We start from the raw sequence: 18,650 nt of genomic DNA, 5'->3' as shown, positions 1-18,650 counted from the left end.
CAGGGTCCTTACTTCTTGACCGGCTCAGCGCCCACCGCGCCGCCTTCGGGCTTCGCCGCGTCCCACACCTTGCCGCCGCCGACCCATGTTTCGAGCACCTTGGTCTTGCGGATCGCTTCGGGCGCAGCGGTCATCGGATCGGTATCGACGAAGATGAAATCAGCGCGCTGTCCGGGCGCAAGGCGGCCGAAGCGCTTCTCGGCAAAACCGGCGTAAGCGGCATCGGACGTGTATCCGGCCAGCGCCGTCTCGCGGCTGACGCGCTCCTGCACCTGCCAGCCGCCTGCAGGCTGGCCGCTTTCATCGATGCGGCTGATCGCGGCGGCAAAGCCGGTCCACGGATCGGGTAGCTCGACCGGCACATCCGAGCCGAACGCCAGCACCGCGCCATGCGCCTTGGCCGAGGCCCAGGCATAGGCGCCGGTCAGCCGGTTCGGTCCGAGGCGGGCTTCGGCCATCAGGCGGTCCGAGGTCTGGTGCACCGGCTGCATCGAGGCGATGAGGCCAACCGATTTCGCCACACGTTCCGCGATAGGCCAATCGGCGGGATCGATCACTTGCGCGTGCTCGATCCGCCAGCGGCGATCGCCCTTGTAGGTCTGCGCAAGGTCTTCCATCGCGCCGAGCAGGACCGCATTGGCCTCGTCGCCGATGGCGTGGACGGCGATCTGGAAGTTGTCCATCGCCGCCCGGCTCATCAGATTGCCCAGTTGCGTCTGGGTGAGGCGGGGCAGGCCGCGCGTATCGGGCTTGTCGTGGTAGGGCGCCTTGAGCCAGGCCCCCCGCGAGCCGAGCGCGCCGTCCATGTAAAGCTTCACGCCATTGAGGCGCAGCCGGTCGGCATAGAGCCACGGCGAGGGCCCGGGGCCGCCGATCTGCACCGTGCTGTCGATCCCCGAACCATAGGCCATGATCCGCACGTATAGCGTGTTGGCATCGCCCGCGCGGCGGAAGGTCTGCCAGTCCGCCATTTCGGTGCCCATGTCAGCCACGGCCGTGAGGCCGCGGCGATAGAAGTCCCGCTGGGCGAGCGCGAGGGCGGCGTCATAATCGCGCGGGGTCGGCGCGGGCACATGGCTTGCGACGAGATCGGCGGCATTGTCCACCAGCACGCCCGCCGGGCTGCCGTCGGCAAGGCGGATGATTTCGCCGCCCGAGGGGGACTGGCTTGCCATTGTTACCCCGCCGGCCTTGAGCGCGGCGCTATTGGCCCATCCCGCATGGCCATCGGCGCGACCGAGCCAGACAGGGCGATCGCTTACGACGGCATCAAGCTCCGCTGCCGTCGGGAAGCGGCCGAGCTTCCAGCGCTCCTGATTCCAGCCGCGCCCGATCAGCCAGGGCCGGTCCGGATGCGCCTTGGCATAGGCGGCGATCTTCTCCAGAGCTTCGGCGAGGCTGTTCGTTTCCGATAGATCGAGGGTCAGCGCGGCAAAGCCGGTGCTCATCACATGGACATGCGCGTCGATCAGGCCGGGCAGCATGATCCGCCCCTTGCCGTCGACGCGGTACTGGAAACCCTTTTTCGGCGTCTTCTCGCCCTCGTGGATCAGCGCCTTCACCACGCCGGCATCGTCCATCAACATGGCCTTGAACCGCTCGACATGGCCGTCGGCGCCGATGGTCTGGCCTTGTACGTTGTCGACGAGGGTGTCGGCGTGGGCCTGCTGGGATGCGGCGAGGGCTGCCAGCACCAACACGCCCACCCCCAGCCCCTCCCGCAAGCGGGAAGGGAGTAGCCAGCGCGAGTATCTCCCCTCCCGCTTGCGGGAGGGGTCGGGGGAGGGTGTGTTGCGGTACGCGGCTCGGCGGCGGAACAGGCCCCCCATCAGCCGTTCCCCCGCCGCGGCAGCCTTCGGATCAGCGCGCTCGTATCCTGCCGTCCGCCGCCCAGCGCCTGCACATCGGCATAGAACTGGTCGATCAGTGCGGTGGTGGGTACGCTCGCCCCCACGCCGCGCGCTTCCTCGATGGCAAGGCCGAGGTCCTTGCGCATCCAGTCGACCGCGAAGCCGAAGTCGAATTCGTCCTTCGCCATCGTGTGCCAGCGGTTGTCCATCTGCCACGATTGCGCGGCGCCGCCCGAGATCGCCTCGAACACTTTGTCGAGGTCCAGCCGGGCCGCCTGCGCAAAGCGGATCGCTTCGGCAAGGCCCGCGATGGCGCCCGCGATGCACATCTGGTTGGCCATCTTGGCGGTCTGCCCCGCACCCGGCTTGCCGACGTGGACCACGCGTTTGGCATAGGCGGTCAGCACGCCGCGCGCCGCGTCGACTGCCTTCTCGCTGCCGCCGCACATGATCGAAAGCGTGCCGGCTTCCGCGCCGGATTGCCCGCCGGTGACGGGGGCATCGACGCAGAGCAGCTCCTTGTCGCGGCCCTCGACCGCGATCTGGCGGGCAATTCGCGCGGAAACGGTGGTATGATCGATGAACAGGGCGCCCCGGCGCAGGGTGCTGAAGACACCGGTGGGGCTAAGCACCACATCCGAGAGATCATCGTCGTTGCCGACGCAGGTGATCACCACGTCGGCACCCTCTGCCGCTTCCGCCGGGCTTGCGGCAACACGCGAGGCAAGCCCCGGATGCGCGGCCTGCCACGCCTCGGCGCGGGCCGCGGTGCGGTTGTAGATGGTGAGCTGGTGGCCGGCGGTGCCGAGGTGGCGGGCCATGGCCCCGCCCATCACGCCAAGGCCAAGGAACGAGACGTTGAGCGGTGTGGAGGTCGGTTCGGTCATACCCGGCTTTCTAGCCGCTTTGCCGCGTGCTGCCAGCCAGAATCGCCCCACCTGCGCGCAAACGTGCTTGCCGCGCGATAGCACCGCGGGCTAGCCCGCTGCCCATGCCTCGCGTCTCCGGATTCGCCGCGCTCGCCGCACCTGCATTCTGGCTGTGCCTGACCGGTGCGGTCACGCTGGCCCTCTTGCCCAACGCCGCAGACTTTCCTGAATTGAGCGACAAGGCGCAGCACATGCTGGCCTTCGGCACGCTCGCGCTGCTGGGCGCCTTCGCCTTTCCGCGTTTTCCCAGAGTACATCTGGCCGAGCGGCTCTCGTTCCTCGGCGCGCTGGTTGAGGTGTTGCAGGCGATCCCCGCGCTTCACCGCGATTGCGATATCCGGGACTGGATTGCCGATACGATCGCGATTGTCGCCGTGCTGGCCCTGCTGCAGATGTTCAATTTGCCGCGCCGCCGGCGCTGATCGCGACGAAGGTTCCCTTCAGGGCAGGTTTCGATTAGGGGCCGTAGCCGATGACTACGACGACAACCGCCGCCCCGCTGCTGACTCTCGACGATGTGCGCGCTGCCGCTGCGCGGATCGCCGGACAGGTCGTGCGCACGCCCACGCTGCACAGCAAGACGCTGAGTGAGATTACCGGCGCGGAGATCTGGCTGAAGTTCGAGAACCTGCAATTCACCGCCGCCTACAAGGAGCGCGGCGCCTTGAATGCGCTGCTCCAGCTTTCGGACGAGCAGCGTGCGAAGGGCGTGATCGCGGCATCGGCGGGCAACCACGCGCAGGGTCTTTCCTATCACGGCACGCGGCTCGGCATGCCCGTCACCATCGTGATGCCGCGCACCACGCCGACCGTGAAGATCATGCAGACCGAAAGCGTCGGCGGCACCGTCGTGCTGGAGGGCGAGACTTTCGACGAGGCCTATGCCCATGCGCGGCTGCTCGAAGCCGAGCGCGGGATGACCTTCGTCCATCCCTTCGACGATCCGCAGGTTGCTGCCGGGCAGGGCACCGTGGCGCTCGAAATGCTCGAGGATGTGCCGGAGCTCGAGACCCTCGTCGTCCCCATCGGCGGCGGCGGGCTGTTCAGCGGCATGGGCACTGCCGCGCGCGGGCTCAAGCCCTCGATCGGGCTGGTCGGCGTGCAGGCCACGCTGTTCCCCTCGATGTATGCCAAGCTCAAGGGGCTGGACCTGCCCTGCGGCGGCGATACCATCGCTGAGGGCATCGCGGTGAAGGAACCGGGCACGTTCACCTCCGCCGTGCTCAAGAAGATTGCCGACGATATCGTGCTGGTGAGCGAGCCGGCGCTGGAAACTGCGGTCGCGGTGCTGCTGCAGATCGAAAAGACCGTGGTCGAAGGCGCGGGCGCGGCGGGCCTCGCCGCGGTGATGACGCATCGCAAGCGCTTTGCCGGGCGCAAGATCGGCCTCGTGCTCTGCGGCGGCAATATCGACACGCGCCTGCTCGCCAACGTGCTGCTGCGCGATCTCGCCCGCTCCGGGCGTCTGGCCCGCCTCAGGCTCACCTTGCAGGACCGCCCAGGCGCGCTGTTCAAGGTGGTCGAGGATTTCAACCGCCACCAGGTCAACATCCTCGAGGTCTGGCACAACCGCATCTTCACTTCGCTGCCGGCCAAGGGGCTTACCGCGGAGATCGAATGCGAGGCGCGCGACCGCGAGCAGATCGATCTTCTGGTCGCGAGTCTGCGCGCCAAGGGCTATGATGTGACGCAGGTGGAGCTCGGTTAAGCCTCTTTCGTCACACTTGCGGCCCCTCGCATCCCGTTTCGGTACGTTCACCGCACTGTCCACAAGGCCCGCGTGAAATCCCTGCCAATTAACTACCTTTGGTGGTTAATGGCTCTTTCACCAATCGTCCGTGTGAGGCATGTTGCCTCTGACAGCGCTTCCGGATGGTCCGGGGCGCGGAAGAGGATACCGCCCAGGCCGTGACTGCGCCCGTCCGCTTTCCCCGCTTCTTCGTGACCAGCCCGATGCCGTGCCCCTATCTGCCGGGGAAGACGGAGCGTAAGGTGTTCACGGAGCTCAAGGGCCCCAATGCCGACGAGCTCAACGATGCGCTGGGCCGCATCGGCTTTCGCCGCAGCCAGACGGTAGCCTATCGCCCCAGCTGCATCGATTGCTCCGCCTGCATCTCGGTGCGTGTCGTGGCCGGCGAATTCGTGCCCTCGGCCACCCAGCGCAAGAACCTAAAGCGCAACAGCGATCTCGTCGTCACTGCCTGCAAGCCGTGGTCGACGCCGGAACAATTCGAGCTGCTGCAGCGTTATCTCGCGGCGCGCCATCCCGGTGGCGGGATGGCCTCGATGGACGAGATGGACTTTGCCGACATGGTCGAGCACACGCCCGTCAGCACCTTCATCATCGAATACCGGGAACCGGGTGTCGACGGGAAGCCCGGCAAGCTCGTCGGCGCCTGCCTGACCGACCGTCAGGGCGACGGGCTGTCGATGATCTACAGCTTCTACGAACCCGATCATGCCGAGCGGCGGGGGCTTGGCAATTTCATCATTCTGGACCACATCCTCCATGCCGCCCGGATCGGTCTTCCCTTTGTCTATCTTGGATATTGGGTCGAAGGATCGGCGCGGATGCAGTACAAGGTCCGCTACCGGCCGCTCGAACGGCTGGGTCGCGAAGGATGGGAACGCTTTGACCCCGATGAGCAGGCCCGCGCGATCGATCGCGCTGCGACCGCAAGGGGTGCGGACCGGCGAATCGCGGACGATACCGGCAAGGACGGTCTTGCCGCCGCACAGGCGCAGTACCGCCACATCTGAGCTCTGGCGGGCGATCCTGCCGGCCCTTTTGCTCGCCATCCTGCCGCAATTGGCGCACGCCCAGTCGCGTGAAGCAGATCAGGCGCTCGAGGACCTGATCCCCGATTCCGCGATGGACGATCCCAAGGCCTGGGCGAACCAGACCGATGCCGCCAGGGTCGCCGTGCCCGATCCGAGCACGCTGCTCTCCCCCGATGCGATTGCGCCGCTGACCGGCATCCCGGCGATCACGCTGGCCTGGCCCGACGCCGCTGAGTTGCCGCCGATCGAGCTGCTCACGCCCGATGCGGATATAGGGGAAGCGGCCGAGCAGGCCAAAGCCGCGGGCGACGCGCTGGCGACCGACGCCGATCCGGGCAGCGGGCGCGGGATCGGCCAGATTCCCGGTGCCAGCGTGATTCCGATTACCCCGCAGCTCGCGCTCGCCTTTCCGCCTGACGTCGAGACGCTGCCCGAGCGCGAAGCCGTGACCACCCGCTTCGGCACGCTCGCCGCGCTGCGAAAGTTCGGCAACGAGGAAGACAACCTCGCGCAGCTCACCCGGCGCGCCCGGCAGGATACCGACCTTCTGCAGCAAGTGCTGCGGGTCTATGGCTATTATGATGCCGAGGTCTTCCAGAGCACGACCGGCTATGCCGCGCCCGCCGAAGGCAGCGGACCGGGGCCGGCGATCGATCTCAGGAAAGTCGGCGTGCGCTTCGATGTGCGCCCCGGGCCGCGCTATACGTTCTCGCGCATCAGCCTAGGCGATATTGCCGCCGCGCGCGATGCGGCAGCGCTCACCCGCGCGTTCGCGCTGGCGCCGGGCGATCCGGTCAATGCCGACCGCATCGTTGCCGAGCGCGACCACCTGATCACGGCGCTTGGCGAAGGCGGACATGCCTTTGCCAAAGTGGGCGAGCCCGATCTCACGATCGATCATGCCGATCGGACCGGCGATCTTGCTCTGCCCGTCACCAGCGGCGGGCAATATGTCATGGGGCAGATCCACAGCTCGCTGCCCGATTACCTCTCCTCGCGCCACTTGTCGCGCATCGCCCGGTTCCGCCCCGGCGAGCCCTTCCGCAAGTCGCGCGTCGACGATCTCCGGCAGGCAATTCTGGCAACTGGCCTCGTCTCGGCGGTCACGATCACCCCGCGCGAAGTCACACCGGCGGCCGATCCGCAGCCGGGCGTCGCTGATGTCGACATCACCCTGTCCAAGGCCCCGCAGCGCACGATTGCCGGGCTCATCGGCTATTCGAGCGGCGAGGGCCTGCGCGTCGAGGCGAGCTGGGAGAACCGCAATTTCTTCCCGCCCGAAGGTCTCGTGCGCTTCCGCGGCGTCGTGGGGACGCGCGAACAGCTGGCGGGCGCGACTTATCGCCGCAACAACTTCCTCGGCCGTGATCAGGTGCTGACCGCCGATCTCTACGCCCAGACCCGGCGCACCGATGCGTACAACGCCCGCACCCTCTCGTTCTCGACCACTTTCGAGAAGCAGACCACGCTGATCTTCCAGAAGTCCTGGGTGTGGTCGGGCGGCATCGAACTGCTGGCAACGAGCGAACTGCCGGCCGCGCCGGGTTCAACCCGCACCACCTATTTCATCGGCGCGCTGCCGCTGCGCGGAGCCTATGACGGCAGCAACGATCTGCTCGATCCAAAGCGCGGCGTGCGCGTGTCGATCCGGCTCAGCCCGGAAATCTCGGTGCAGAACGGTATCCGCTCAAGCTATGTGCGCGCGCAGTTCGATGCGAGCGCCTACCAGCCGATCACCAGCCGCGTCGTGCTTGCCGAGCGCGTGCGCTTCGGCACTATCCCCGGCGTCGACGTGAATTCCATCGCACCATCGCGGCGGCTCTATGCCGGTGGCGGCGCGTCGGTTCGCGGCTTCACCTACCAGGCAGTCGGCCCGCGCGATGCGCTCGGCAATCCCAGCGGTGGGCGCAGCCTGTCGGAGTTCTCGCTCGAAGCCCGCGTCAAGACCGGCCTGATGGGCGGCGCGGTGAGCGTGGTGCCTTTCGTCGATGCCGGCACCGTGGGCACTACCGCATCACCCACGATCAACGGGCTCAAGGTCGGCGTCGGTCTTGGCTTGCGCTATCAGACAGGGTTCGGTCCGATCCGCATCGATCTGGGCACGCCGCTCAATCCGCAAAAGGGTGATCCCCGCATCGGCGTCTACGTGTCGCTGGGGCAGGCGTTCTGATGGCCGGCACTTCGACGCCCGAGGACACCGCGCCCGCGCCGTCCCCGCCCCCTCGCAAGGGGCCTCTGCGGCGGCTGCTCGGCTGGGGCCGCGGGCTGTTCCTTGCCGCGCTGCTGTTCCTGCTCGCGATGGGCGGCGCGGTCGTCGTGCTCGATTCCTCGCTTGGCCACCGTTTCGTGGCGGACCGTATCGCCGCGATCGTGCCGGGTTCGGGCCTGCGCGTCCGCATCGGGCGGATCGATGGCACCTTGTTCGGCGCGATGAGCCTGCATGAAGTTGTGCTGAGCGATCCGGAGGGCCGCTTCATGGTCGTGCCGGAAGCAACACTGGATTGGCGTCCGCTTGCCTGGTTCGGGCTCGATCCGCGCTCCGGGCTGTTCAAGGGCCTCGATATCCGCGCGCTGATCCTCAAACGCGGCACGCTCCTGCGCGCGCCCCGCCTCAGGCCGGGCGACCCGAACGAGCCGATCCTGCCCGATTTCGATATCAGGATCGGCAAGCTCGCCGCCGAGAACCTCGCCATCGAGCGCGGGGTAGCGGGTGAACGGCGGCGGATCGACTTTGCCGCGCACACCGATATCCGGCGCGGGCGGGCGCTCGTCAGCCTCGGCGGACGGCTCGGCGGGCGCGACCGGTTGCGCCTGCGGCTCGACAGCGAGCCTGACCGCAACCGCTTCGCGCTCGATCTCATCTACAATGCACCCAAGGACGGCCTGCTGGCCGCGCTCACCGGCGTCAAGCGCGATATCGCCGCGCGTGCGGGCGGCAAGGGCACCTTCCAGGAGTGGCATGGCTGGGGCGCGGCGACCGACAATGGGCGCAAGCTCGCCGCATTCGAGCTCGAGAACCGCGGCGGACGATACAAGCTGGCGGGGCAGGTCTTTCCGGGCGACTTGTTCGGTGCTGCAGCCCGCCGCACCGCCGGGGATGCCGTGTCCATCATGGCCGCCGGAACCGCCAATGCCGGGGTGCTGCGCGGGCGCCTGTTCGTCGGCGGCGCTGCGCTAAGGGCCAAGGCAGAGGGCGGGCTCGACCTTGTGAACAACCGCGCCGAAGCCGTGAAGGTCCGCGCCATGCTTGCCCGGCCGGAGCTTCTGCTGGCTGGCACGGGCACCGAACTGCAGGGCGCGCGGCTCGATGCGACGGTCGATGGCCGCTTCACCGCGCTCGCGATCATCCACGACTTGCGCGCCGCGCGCCTGCGCAGCGGCACGGTGCTGGCCGAGGGCCTGCGCACCGCGGGCACGGCCTATTGGGATGGCAAGCGCCTGCGCCTGCCGCTGGCGCTCACGGCCCAGCGGATGAAGACCGGGCAGGCCATGGTCGATCCGCGCCTGCCGGGCGCGCGGCTCACGGGCGATCTCGTGCTGGCGGGCGGCAAGCTCAAGTCGGATCGGCTCGACCTGGTGCTGAAGGGCGCTTCGGCGCGGGTTTCGCTTGACGGGGATCTTGCGCGCAGCCGCTTCGCGCTGTCCGGCCCGGTCACGGTGCGCGGCATCGCGCTGCCCGATCTCGGGCTGGCCGATGGCGAGGCGCGCATCGCGTTCAGCTTCGGGGCGGGCCAGCCGTGGCTGCTCACGGCTGATGGTGCGGGGCGGCTGGCGCGGATCGACAATGCCACGCTCGCCAACCTCACCGGCGGGAATGTCCGCGCCCGCGCATCGCTCACGCTTGGCGGCAGGCAGCCGCTGATCGTGCGGCGGGGCGAACTGACCTCGGCCAAGCTGACCATGGCGCTGCATAGCTGGACTCAGGCGAACGGCGTGACAACATTGGCCGGACAGGGCCGCCACCTCGAATATGGGCCGTTCACCTTCGATGCAGCGCTCGCCAAGGATGGCCCGCGCGCCACGCTCGTGCTCGCCAATCCGCTCCCGTCGGCAAGCCTCAGGGATGTGCACCTTGCGCTCAGTCCTGAAGGCGACGGCTTCCGAATCGAAACCAAGGGGGATTCGCGGCTCGGGCTGTTCAGCGGGCTTGTGATGGTCACAGCGCCCAAGGACGCGCCGGTTCACCTCGGGATCGAGCAGTTCACCGTCTACCAGACCCGGATCACCGGCAGCATCGATATCGGCAAGCAGGGTGCGACGGGCAGCCTTGCCCTCGCCGGTGGCGGCGTGACGGGCACGATCGACCTTGCGCCGGATGGAGCCGGGCAGGCGCTCAAGGCCGCGATCACGGCGCGCGGTGCCCGCTTCGGCGGGGAGAACCCGATCGCCGTCGGCAATGCCCAGATCACCGCCGATGGGCGCATGGAAGGCGGGGACACCACGCTCCAGGCTTCGCTCAAGGCCGAAGGGATCAGCGCCGGCAAGCTCTTCATCGGAAGGCTTGCTGCCGATGCCGCGCTCGTCAACGGTTCGGGTAGCGTGACCGCCTCGATCGCCGGTCGGCGCGGCACAAGTTTTGCGCTGCAGGGCACCGCGGCCTTCTCGCCGGACAGGATCGTCGGCTTCGTTGCGGGTGACTATGCCGGCCGCGCCATTTCGATGCCGCGCCGCGCCGTGCTGGAACGCGAGCCGGACGATGCGGGCGGGGGGCTGGCAGCCGGTTGGCGGCTGCAGCCGACCCAGATCGATTTCGGGCGCGGCAGCGTGGTTGCCAGCGGCCACGTGCTGGGCGGCGCAACCCGGCTCAAGCTCATGCTTTCGCGCATGCCGCTTTCGGTGCTCGATATCGTGCTGCCCGATCTCGGCCTCGGGGGGCTCGCTTCCGGTGTGATCGATTACGAGAACGACCACCTCGGCGCGCCGTCCGGCCATGCCGCGGTGGAGGTGAAAGGGCTCACCCGTTCGGGCCTTGTCCTGACATCCAGGCCGCTTGACCTTGCGCTTGTGGCCGATCTCAACCCGGCGGCGCTGCAGGTCCGCGCGGTGGCGCGCGAGGGGGCGGTTCTGCGCGGGCGGGTACAGGCGCTGGTCTCCGATCTCCCGCGCGGCGGCACCATGCTCGAGCGGCTGCGCGGCGGCACGCTCAAGGCCGAGCTGCGCTACAGCGGTCCAGCCGAATCGCTCTGGCGGCTCGCAGCCATCGAAGTGATCGACCTTACCGGCCCGCTCGGTGCTGCGGCGCGGGTTGCGGGCTCCATCGATCATCCGGTGATCACTGGTGCGGTCGCCACGCGGGCGCTGCGCGTCCAGTCGAACCTCACCGGCTCCGACGTGCGCGAGGTCGAAGCACTCGGCAGCTTTGCCGATGCGCGGCTCAGCCTCGCGCATTTCAGCGGCAACACGCCGGGCGGGGGCACGGTCAGCGGTAGCGGTACGGTCGACCTTTCCAACCTTGCCACACGCGGCGTCGGGCTCGATCTCAGGCTGGCGGCAACGAATGCGCTGCTGATCAACCGCGATGACATGTCCGCAACGGTCACCGGCCCGCTGCGCCTCCTCTCCGACGGGATCGGCGGGACAATCGCCGGCCGCGTCCACATCGACCGCGCGCGCTGGACGCTGGGCCGCGCGACGGTGACCGAAGCGCTGCCCGCGATGACCACGCATGAGCTCAACCAGCGCGCCGATGCCGCCCCGCCACGTCTGCCTTACACGCCATGGAAGTATCTGATTGACGCTGCCGGCGCGAACCGCATCGATGTGCGTGGGCTCGGCCTTGAAAGCGAATGGGGCGCCGATGTCCGGCTTCGCGGCGATACGGCCAATCCCCAGATTTTCGGGTCTGCCGATCTGGTGCGCGGTGGCTATGAATTTGCCGGGCGGCGCTTCGATCTCACCCGCGGGCGGATCCGCTTTGTCGGGGAAGTGCCGGTCGATCCCCAGCTCGATATTGTGGCGGAAGGCGATGCCAACGGGGTCAGCGCCAAGATCGCGATCAGCGGTTCGGGCTCGAAACCGCAGATCGCATTCAGCTCTGTCCCCGCCTTGCCCGAGGAAGAGCTTTTGAGCCGCATGCTGTTCGGTACCTCGATCACCCAGATTTCCGCGCCCGAGGCCGTGCAGCTCGCCTCGGCGCTCGCCAGCTTCCGCAGCGGCGGGGGGCTCGATCCGATCAACAAGGTGCGCAATGCCATCGGGCTCGATAGGCTGCGCATCATCAGCGCCGATGCCGCTGTCGGTCGCAGTACGTCGATTGCCGTGGGCAAGTACCTTGGCCGGCGCGTCTTCGTCGAACTGATCACCGACGGGCGCGGCTACAGCGCCACGACCGTCGAGTTCCGCATCACGCGCTGGCTGGTGCTGCTCGGCACCGTTTCCACGATCGGTGACGAGGGCCTCAACTTGAAGGCGAGCAAGGACTACTAAGAAAAACGAAACCCCGCGCCACGGGTGCGGCGCGGGGTCCTGTTTCAAGCCCGATGCCGGGGACTCACGCCCCGGCGATGGTCTTCAGTTCCATGAAGTCCCTGAGGCCATAGGCACCGCCTTCGCGGCCGTTGCCCGATTGCTTGTAGCCACCGAAGGCGCCGCCCTTGACACCGCCCCACTGGTTGACCGCAACGAGGCCCGCGCGCAGGCGGCCCACGATGCCCTTGGCCGTCTCGACATCGCCGGTAACGACCGCCGAAAGCCCGTAAGCCGTGCGGTTGGCCAGCTCGATGCCGTCCTCGAGGCCGTCATAGGTGGTGATCGTGGCAACGGGGCCGAAGGTCTCCTCGCGGAAGATCGTCATGTCCGGCGTCACGTCCGAAAACACCGTCGGGCGGATGTAGTAGCCGCGGTTGACGTTGTCGGGCAGGCCCGGGCCGCCTTCGAGCAGCGAGGCACCCTCGGTGATCGAAGTGTCGATCAGCGACTGGATCTTGGTCCACTGCGCCTTGTTGACCACGGGGCCGATGTGCATGCCCTCCTCTTCGGGGCTGCCGACCTTCACCGCCGCGAAGTAGTTCTTCACGAAAGTCTCGGCTTCTTCCTTGCGCGACTTTGGCACCAGCAGGCGGGTGGGGGCAATGCAGCTCTGGCCGGTGTTGGCGACCACGCCCTGCAGCGTGCCGGGCAGCGTTGCGGCAAAGTCCGCATCCTCGAGGATGAGGTTGGGCGATTTGCCGCCGAGTTCCTGATGCACGCGCTTGACCGTATCGGCCGCGTTCTTGGCGATCTGGATGCCGGCGCGGGTCGAGCCGGTGAAGCTCACCATGTCGACATCGGGATGGACCGTCAGCGCGACGCCGACGCCCGGGCCGTCACCCTGCACGAGGTTGAACACACCGGCGGGCACGCCTGCGGCATGCATGACCTCGGCGATGATCACCGCGTTCGAGGGGCACTCTTCCGAAGGCTTGAGCACGATCGTGTTGCCAGCGGCGATGCAGGGGGCGATCTTCGCGCAGATCTGGTTGAGCGGCCAGTTCCACGGCGTGATCGCCGCAACCACGCCGATCGGTTCATGCACGAAGCGGGCATTGGCGCCGGGAACCGGGTGTTCCCACACGAAATCGTCCAGTGCTTCGAGCGTACCGAGAATGTAGCCGATCCCCGCGCCCACTTGCGCGGTGCCGGCAAAACTGACCGGCGCGCCCATTTCCTCGCTGATGACCTTGGCGAAATCGGGGATGCGCTTCTTGTACTCTTCGAGAATGCGCACCAGCAGCGCCTTGCGCTCTTCCACCGGCGTGGCGGCAAAGGCGGGGAACGCGGCCTTGGCAGCGGCCACCGCCTTGTCGACATCGGCCTGGCTGCCCAGCGTAATGGCGGCGCAGGCTTCCTCGGTTGCCGGGTTGATCACTTCGTGGCGCTTGCCGCCTTCGCTGGGGGTCCAGGCGCCGTTGATGTAGTGCTGAAGATGCTCGCGCATCGGTGTTCTCCCAAGTTTGTTGGATTGGCAAAGGGTGAGCTGCTTTTTCTGACGATGGCGGGTCCGGTTCGCAATTGCAACGCATTTGGCCAGCCGCGCGAGCGCTGCGCGGCGTTTGGCCGGAAAGGCCATGCTAACCGTTTAGAGCTCCGGGAATCTCGCCAGGTTTCCGGTATGGAGCCTTGTAGTGCGTAACGCGCGCTAACCGTTTCTTTCCATCCTGCCGCTAAGCCCGGCTCGATGGGCTTGGACAACATCACTCGCGGTTCCGCTGCGCGATCGTCGGTGCGCAATCTGCGCACCGGCTGGATCGCGCTCGCGACGTTCCTCGCGCTGATCGCCCTGTCCGCGCTGCTGGTCGCAGTCTTCTCCCGATCGACCCGCATTGCCGATGAACTGGCGCGCGAGGACGAGCGCGTGCTCGTGACCCGCTATCTCGACCAACTTGGCAGCTCGATCGTCGCGGCACAGAAGGTGCAGCTGACCTGGGACGATGCCATGCGCAACGCCGTCCTTTCGGACAACGAAGTCTGGGCAAACCATTTCCTCGGCGATTTCGTGTGGAACAACCTCGAGACCGATGCGATGTTCCTCGTCCGGCCCGATGGTTCGCTGGTTCACGGCTGGGCGCAAGGGCGGCCGATGGCGGGCGATACGGGCTATCAGGAAGTGCGCTGGCACGTCGAGGACCTGATCCAGCGGGCCAGACACAACGTGCCGCTGGGTGGGCGCATCGCCAGCATCAAGAAGCTTGCCGATGTCGATTGGCCGGTCGCGTCTTCGGGCCAGCCGCTCAACCGTTGGGCGGCGACTCCGGTGTTGCGCAACGGCCGTCCGGCCTTCCTCTCGGTCATCTCGATCGTTCCCGACAACGATTACAGCCTGCTCCGCCGCGAGCCCAACTATGTGGCCACCCTGCGCTATCTCGATGGCTCGATCCTCGCCAAGATGAGCAGCGACCTCGTGCTGCGCGATCTGAGCTTCGTGCCGGACCAGGCGCGGATCGGCGGTGCCAATGCCGTTCCGCTAAGCACGGCGTTCAACGACCACATCGGCTGGATCACGTGGACCGCCAAAGTGCCCGGCCCGAAGATCGTCCAGCGCACCGCGCCGGTGCTCGCCACGTTCATCCTGTTCTTCCTCGGCGTCGTCGCGGGCGGTGCAGTGATTGTCAGGCGCATGCGCATGACCGCCAACGAGCTCAAGGCCAGCGAAGCGCAAGCCCAGCACAACGCGCTCCACGATGCGATGACCGGACTGCCCAACCGCGTTTACTACATGCAGCGCCTGCGCACCCTGCTCACCGAATTCATCGAGGGCGAGGCGCAGGGCAACCTGTTCGTCGCCTATATCGACATCGACGGGTTCAAGCTGGTCAACGATACGATGGGCCATCACGTGGGCGACGAGCTCGTTCGCATGGTCGCCCACCGCCTGCGCGAGGCGCTGCCGCGCGAGGCATTCATCGCGCGGTTCGGCGGCGATGAATTCGTGCTGCTCCACGCCAGTGGCGACGGCGCGCGCGCGGCGGACCGGCTGGGCAGCAAGATCATGCAGCTCATGCGCAAGCCTTTCATCATTTCGGGCAACACGCTCGAAGTCTCGGTCTCCTGCGGGATCAGCTGGGGGCCCGAACAGAGCGAGGACCCGGGCGAACTGCTGCGCCGTGCCGATATCGCGCTCTACCGTGCCAAGCAGCGCGGGCGCGGACGCTACCGCCGCTTCACGCCGGACATGGATGCCAGCGTCAAACTGCGCCGCGAGATGGAAATGGAACTGCGCCTCGCGATCACCCGCGGCGAGCTTTCGGTCGCCTATCAGCCGGTGGTCGAGACCGGCACCGGCGCGGTCAGCGGCTTCGAGGCGCTGCTCAGGTGGAACCATCCCGAACGCGGCGAGATTCGTCCGGACCTCTTCGTGCCCATCGCCGAACAGGGCGGCCTGATGATCCCGCTCGGCACCTGGGTGCTGCGCCATGTCTTCACCGAATGCCGCAGCTGGCCGGACTGCGACATTTCGGTCAATCTTTCGCCGCTCCAGATCATGGCGGGCGATTTCCTCCCCATGCTGGCGGGCCTGCTTGAAGAAACCGGCATGGACCCGCAGCGCCTCGTCTTCGAAGTGACCGAGGGCGTCATGCTCGATCGCAGCGCGCATGTGATCGGCGTGCTGCGCGAGCTGAACCGCATGGGCATCCGCGTCGCGCTCGACGATTTCGGGATCGGCTATTCCTCGCTCTCGTACTTGCGCTCGTTCCAGTTCGACCGGATCAAGATCGACCGCTCCTTCGTCTCCAACATCGAGCGCGACCGCGATGCCCACTCGATCCTCTGCGCAATCACCACGCTGGGCAAGACGCTGCGGATGAAAGTCGTGGCCGAAGGCGTCGAGACCGAAGTGCAGCGCCTGCTGGTGCAGGCGGCGGGCTGCGAACTGGTGCAGGGCTACCTGTTCTGGGCCGCGCTGCCGGCGGAGGAGGCGCGGGGCCTGCTCGCCGAGCGCGAGGAGGCGGCGGTGCTGCGCCGGGCGTCCTAGGGCTTCTCCGGCAGGATCGTCATGTCGGATGCCTGCCAGGCGGGCGCGACGCTTACCGTGAACTCCAGCCGCGTATCGGCATCGATCCGGTGCGGCACGCGCGGCGGCAGCAGCACGACCGAACCCTGGGCGACTTCCTGCACCTTGCCGCCGATGGTGACGCGGCCCTTGCCTGCGCTGACGACCATGACTTCCGTGCCTTCGCGCGTCACCGTCATCGGAATGGCCGCGCCCTTCTGCAGCGTGAAGCGCGCGACGCTGATCGCGTCCGAGCGCTGCGGCGACGTGCGGCCGACCAGTTCCTCGACCGCGACCGGCGGCACGAGCGCCGGCTTGGTGCCCGATCCGGCGGGGCGATGGGCGGATTCATCGCGGGTCAGTTCGGTGATCTCGCGCGCGAACTTCGGGTAGAGCGCGGCGAGCTCGTCGCGGTAGCCGGGTTCGTAATCGGCATATTCAAAGCCGGGCGAAAGCGTGTTGGCACCGAAGCTGTAGGCCACCTTGGGATCGCCGATCGGCCGCGCGCCCATCCACGTGCCGCGGGGCACCATGATCTGCGGCTCCTCGCCCTTTAGTACGTCGCTGCCCCAGATCTTCACTTCGCCGCGACCATCGGGATAGAGCAGCAGGATCTGCGCCGGGCTGCCGCCGTAGAAATGCCAGAGTTCGTCGGTGGCGAGCCGGTGCATCGCGGAAAAATCGCTGCGGGTGAACACCGCATAGATCGCCGTATAGGCCCAGCGCTTGCCCCTGTAGCGCTCCGCCAGCGCGCCTTCGATCACGTCGTCGCTCTTGAAGGTTTGCAGGAACCACGGCCCTTCGTGGGGAATGTTCTGCATGTGGTAGTGATCGATGATCGCCTTCGCTGCGGCAGGCATCGGATCGGGAGCGGGCTGCGCGAACGCGGGGAGGGCGCACAGCAAGGTGGCTGCGGCAAGAAGTGGCCTGATCATGGAACGGCGTGTTGGCAAATCGCGGCAGGCTTGCCTACCCGCAAAACAGCATCAGCCAGCGTTGGCGGAGGCCCCGGCGCTCGCCGTGATCGTGCGCGGATAGATGAAGCCCTTGGCCGCGCTCGGGCGCAGGCCCAGCGAGCGGGTCGGCGCATACCACACGCGCACTTCGCTCCAGTCGCCGGCGGCGGACACATCCACCGCCATCACGCCGCGCTCGACCATGCCCGGGCGCGACCAGTTGGCGTGGTTTATCAGGATGTGTCGGCTATCGACCACCTTGTTGACGACGGCAACGTGGCCATAGGGCATCGCGCGGGTGCCGGCGAAGGCAAGCACCGCGCCAACCTTGGGCGTCTGGCCGCGCTCATAACGGCCCTCGGCATGGCCCCACCAATCCCGCGCATTGCCGCTGAGCTGCACTTCCGAAACCTGCCGCGCATACGTCACGCACTGGAGCCGGGCCTGCGCCGCAGACGGCAGCGCGAAGAGCGACAGGAGGGCGACACATGCTGCGATTATGGTCTTGTGCATGTGCAGCATGACTAAGGATTTGAAGCGATTCGAGGAGTCCGGGGGGCTTCCGTTCATCGGGAAGCAATCTCGGTTCGTCCCGAGTCGCGAGGGTGCTGTGGAAAAGGTTACAGCGGGCGCAAATTTCTCTCTCCGCTGCCCTCCTCCCGCTTCTCGCCGCAACCACCGCGCTCGCAATCCAAGCGGGACCCCGGGTCAAGCCCGGGGTGACGAAACCTCTCGCAATATCAAAAACCTCGTCATTCCCGCGAAGGCGGGAATCCAGAGCCGCACACGCAGCGCCAGCCGCCCTGGATTCCCGCCTGCGCGGGAATGACGAAGCTTGGTATGAAAACCCAAAAATCCGCCCACCGTTCGTGTCGAGCGAAGTCGAGACACCTTGCCCAACACCACCCTTGACAAAACGAACCAAATGGGTTATACGTCCCGCCCAGATCGGGAGCAGGCTAGGCCGGCCTTGCCCTCGCTCCTTTGGCCGTGAAACGCCAACGCGACCGGTGCGGGCTGCGGGTTCAAGGTGGGGCGGTCTCCCCCAAGTCCTTGGCCAGGCACATTACCGCGCCAGCACGCAGATCATGGCTCCCATCGGCATCTGGCCGAATGCGAGCAAAGACCGGCACGCACGCGAGCCGCTACCCCGGTCCCGGGCCATGATCGACAAGAAGGCTGCGCCGGACCTCTTCTGCCCATCCGGCCACTCGCACCCCGGCGGAACACGACGCCCCTCCCGCAGCGCCAGTGCAGGCGCCGCACCGGTCGCGCGATCACCCCACCTGCCCAATCACCGCACCGCCGCGCCGCCAAATCCAACAGGCTCAGGCCCCACCCCCAACCTCGTCATTCCCGCGTAGGCGGGAATCCAGAGCCCCAAACGCTGCGCCCGCCGGCCAGACCCCCGCCCGAATGACGCAAGCGTAGAAACTCCCACCGACTGACGGGATGCAAGGGCCGCTGGCCCTTGCATCCCGGAGGCACTCTTCCTTCCGAAACCCCCAAAACGAAAAAGGCGCCCGGTTTCCCGGACGCCTCTTTCTGACCAAGCGCTGAAAAATCAGGCGCTGTAGTACATGTCGAACTCGACGGCCGAGGGCGTGGTTTCCCAGCGCATCACTTCGGGCCACTTGAGTTCGATATAGGCTTCGATCTGGTCCTT

General features: G+C 67.1%; 11 protein-coding genes. 6 read left to right on the top strand and 5 right to left on the bottom strand.

Annotated features, from left to right (window positions below; genetic code table 11):
• Positions 1–8: 8 nt before the first annotated feature.
• Both K5Q19_RS02320 and K5Q19_RS02315 read right to left on the bottom strand, forming a co-directional pair.
• Positions 9–1,700 (bottom strand): amidohydrolase, encoded by a 1,692-nt coding sequence (locus tag K5Q19_RS02320; protein ID WP_292940726.1) that lies wholly within the window; start codon positions 1,698–1,700, stop codon positions 9–11.
• Positions 1,701–1,828: 128 nt separating this feature from the next.
• Positions 1,829–2,737, bottom strand: coding sequence for an NAD(P)-dependent oxidoreductase (locus K5Q19_RS02315; RefSeq protein WP_292940683.1), 909 nt, complete (start codon positions 2,735–2,737; stop codon positions 1,829–1,831).
• Positions 2,738–2,841: 104 nt separating this feature from the next.
• Here K5Q19_RS02315 and K5Q19_RS02310 point away from each other — a divergent pair, with 104 nt between their 5' ends.
• The 5 genes from K5Q19_RS02310 (at position 2,842) to K5Q19_RS02290 (ending at position 11,986) form a co-directional block, all read left to right on the top strand.
• On the top strand, positions 2,842–3,201 hold the full coding sequence (locus K5Q19_RS02310; protein WP_292940680.1) for a hypothetical protein: 360 nt from the start codon (positions 2,842–2,844) through the stop codon (positions 3,199–3,201).
• Positions 3,202–3,251: 50 nt separating this feature from the next.
• Complete coding sequence (locus tag K5Q19_RS02305) at positions 3,252–4,487, top strand: threonine ammonia-lyase (protein WP_292940677.1); 1,236 nt, start codon at positions 3,252–3,254, stop codon at positions 4,485–4,487.
• 200 nt (positions 4,488–4,687) lie between these two features.
• Entirely contained in the window at positions 4,688–5,539 is an 852-nt protein-coding gene (locus K5Q19_RS02300) for an arginyltransferase (RefSeq protein ID WP_292940674.1), read from the top strand.
• Positions 5,540–5,567: 28 nt separating this feature from the next.
• Positions 5,568–7,730, top strand: a complete 2,163-nt coding sequence (locus K5Q19_RS02295) for a BamA/TamA family outer membrane protein (protein ID WP_292940671.1) — start codon at positions 5,568–5,570, stop codon at positions 7,728–7,730.
• A complete protein-coding gene (locus K5Q19_RS02290; RefSeq protein WP_292940668.1) occupies positions 7,730–11,986 on the top strand; it encodes a translocation/assembly module TamB in 4,257 nt (1,418 codons plus the stop codon). Before K5Q19_RS02295 ends, K5Q19_RS02290 begins: the two co-directional genes overlap by 1 nt.
• A 64-nt stretch (positions 11,987–12,050) precedes the next feature.
• On the opposite strand, the gene K5Q19_RS02285 is transcribed toward K5Q19_RS02290, so the two are convergent.
• Positions 12,051–13,475: an aldehyde dehydrogenase family protein gene (locus K5Q19_RS02285; RefSeq protein ID WP_292940665.1), complete on the bottom strand. Its 1,425-nt coding sequence runs from the start codon at positions 13,473–13,475 to the stop codon at positions 12,051–12,053.
• A gap of 240 nt (positions 13,476–13,715) precedes the next feature.
• Between K5Q19_RS02285 and K5Q19_RS02280 the strand changes: the two genes are divergently transcribed.
• Positions 13,716–16,010, top strand: coding sequence for an EAL domain-containing protein (locus tag K5Q19_RS02280; RefSeq protein WP_292940662.1), 2,295 nt, complete (start codon positions 13,716–13,718; stop codon positions 16,008–16,010).
• On the opposite strand, the gene K5Q19_RS02275 is transcribed toward K5Q19_RS02280, so the two are convergent.
• Together K5Q19_RS02275 and K5Q19_RS02270 are read right to left on the bottom strand one after the other, a co-directional pair.
• The gene (locus K5Q19_RS02275; protein ID WP_292940659.1) at positions 16,007–16,963 is read right to left on the bottom strand and encodes a cupin domain-containing protein; all 957 of its coding nucleotides are present in this window, start codon (positions 16,961–16,963) and stop codon (positions 16,007–16,009) included. The genes K5Q19_RS02280 and K5Q19_RS02275 overlap by 4 nt on opposite strands.
• Before the next feature lie 51 nt (positions 16,964–17,014).
• Positions 17,015–17,497: a CHAP domain-containing protein gene (locus tag K5Q19_RS02270; protein ID WP_292940656.1), complete on the bottom strand. Its 483-nt coding sequence runs from the start codon at positions 17,495–17,497 to the stop codon at positions 17,015–17,017.
• Positions 17,498–18,650: the final 1,153 nt, after the last annotated feature.

The sequence above is a fragment of the Novosphingobium sp. genome (genome assembly GCF_019748365.1).
In the GTDB taxonomy this organism is placed as follows: domain Bacteria; phylum Pseudomonadota; class Alphaproteobacteria; order Sphingomonadales; family Sphingomonadaceae; genus Novosphingobium.
Note: the sequence above shows the minus strand (reverse complement) of the source record. Positions and strands in the feature narration are given on the sequence as shown.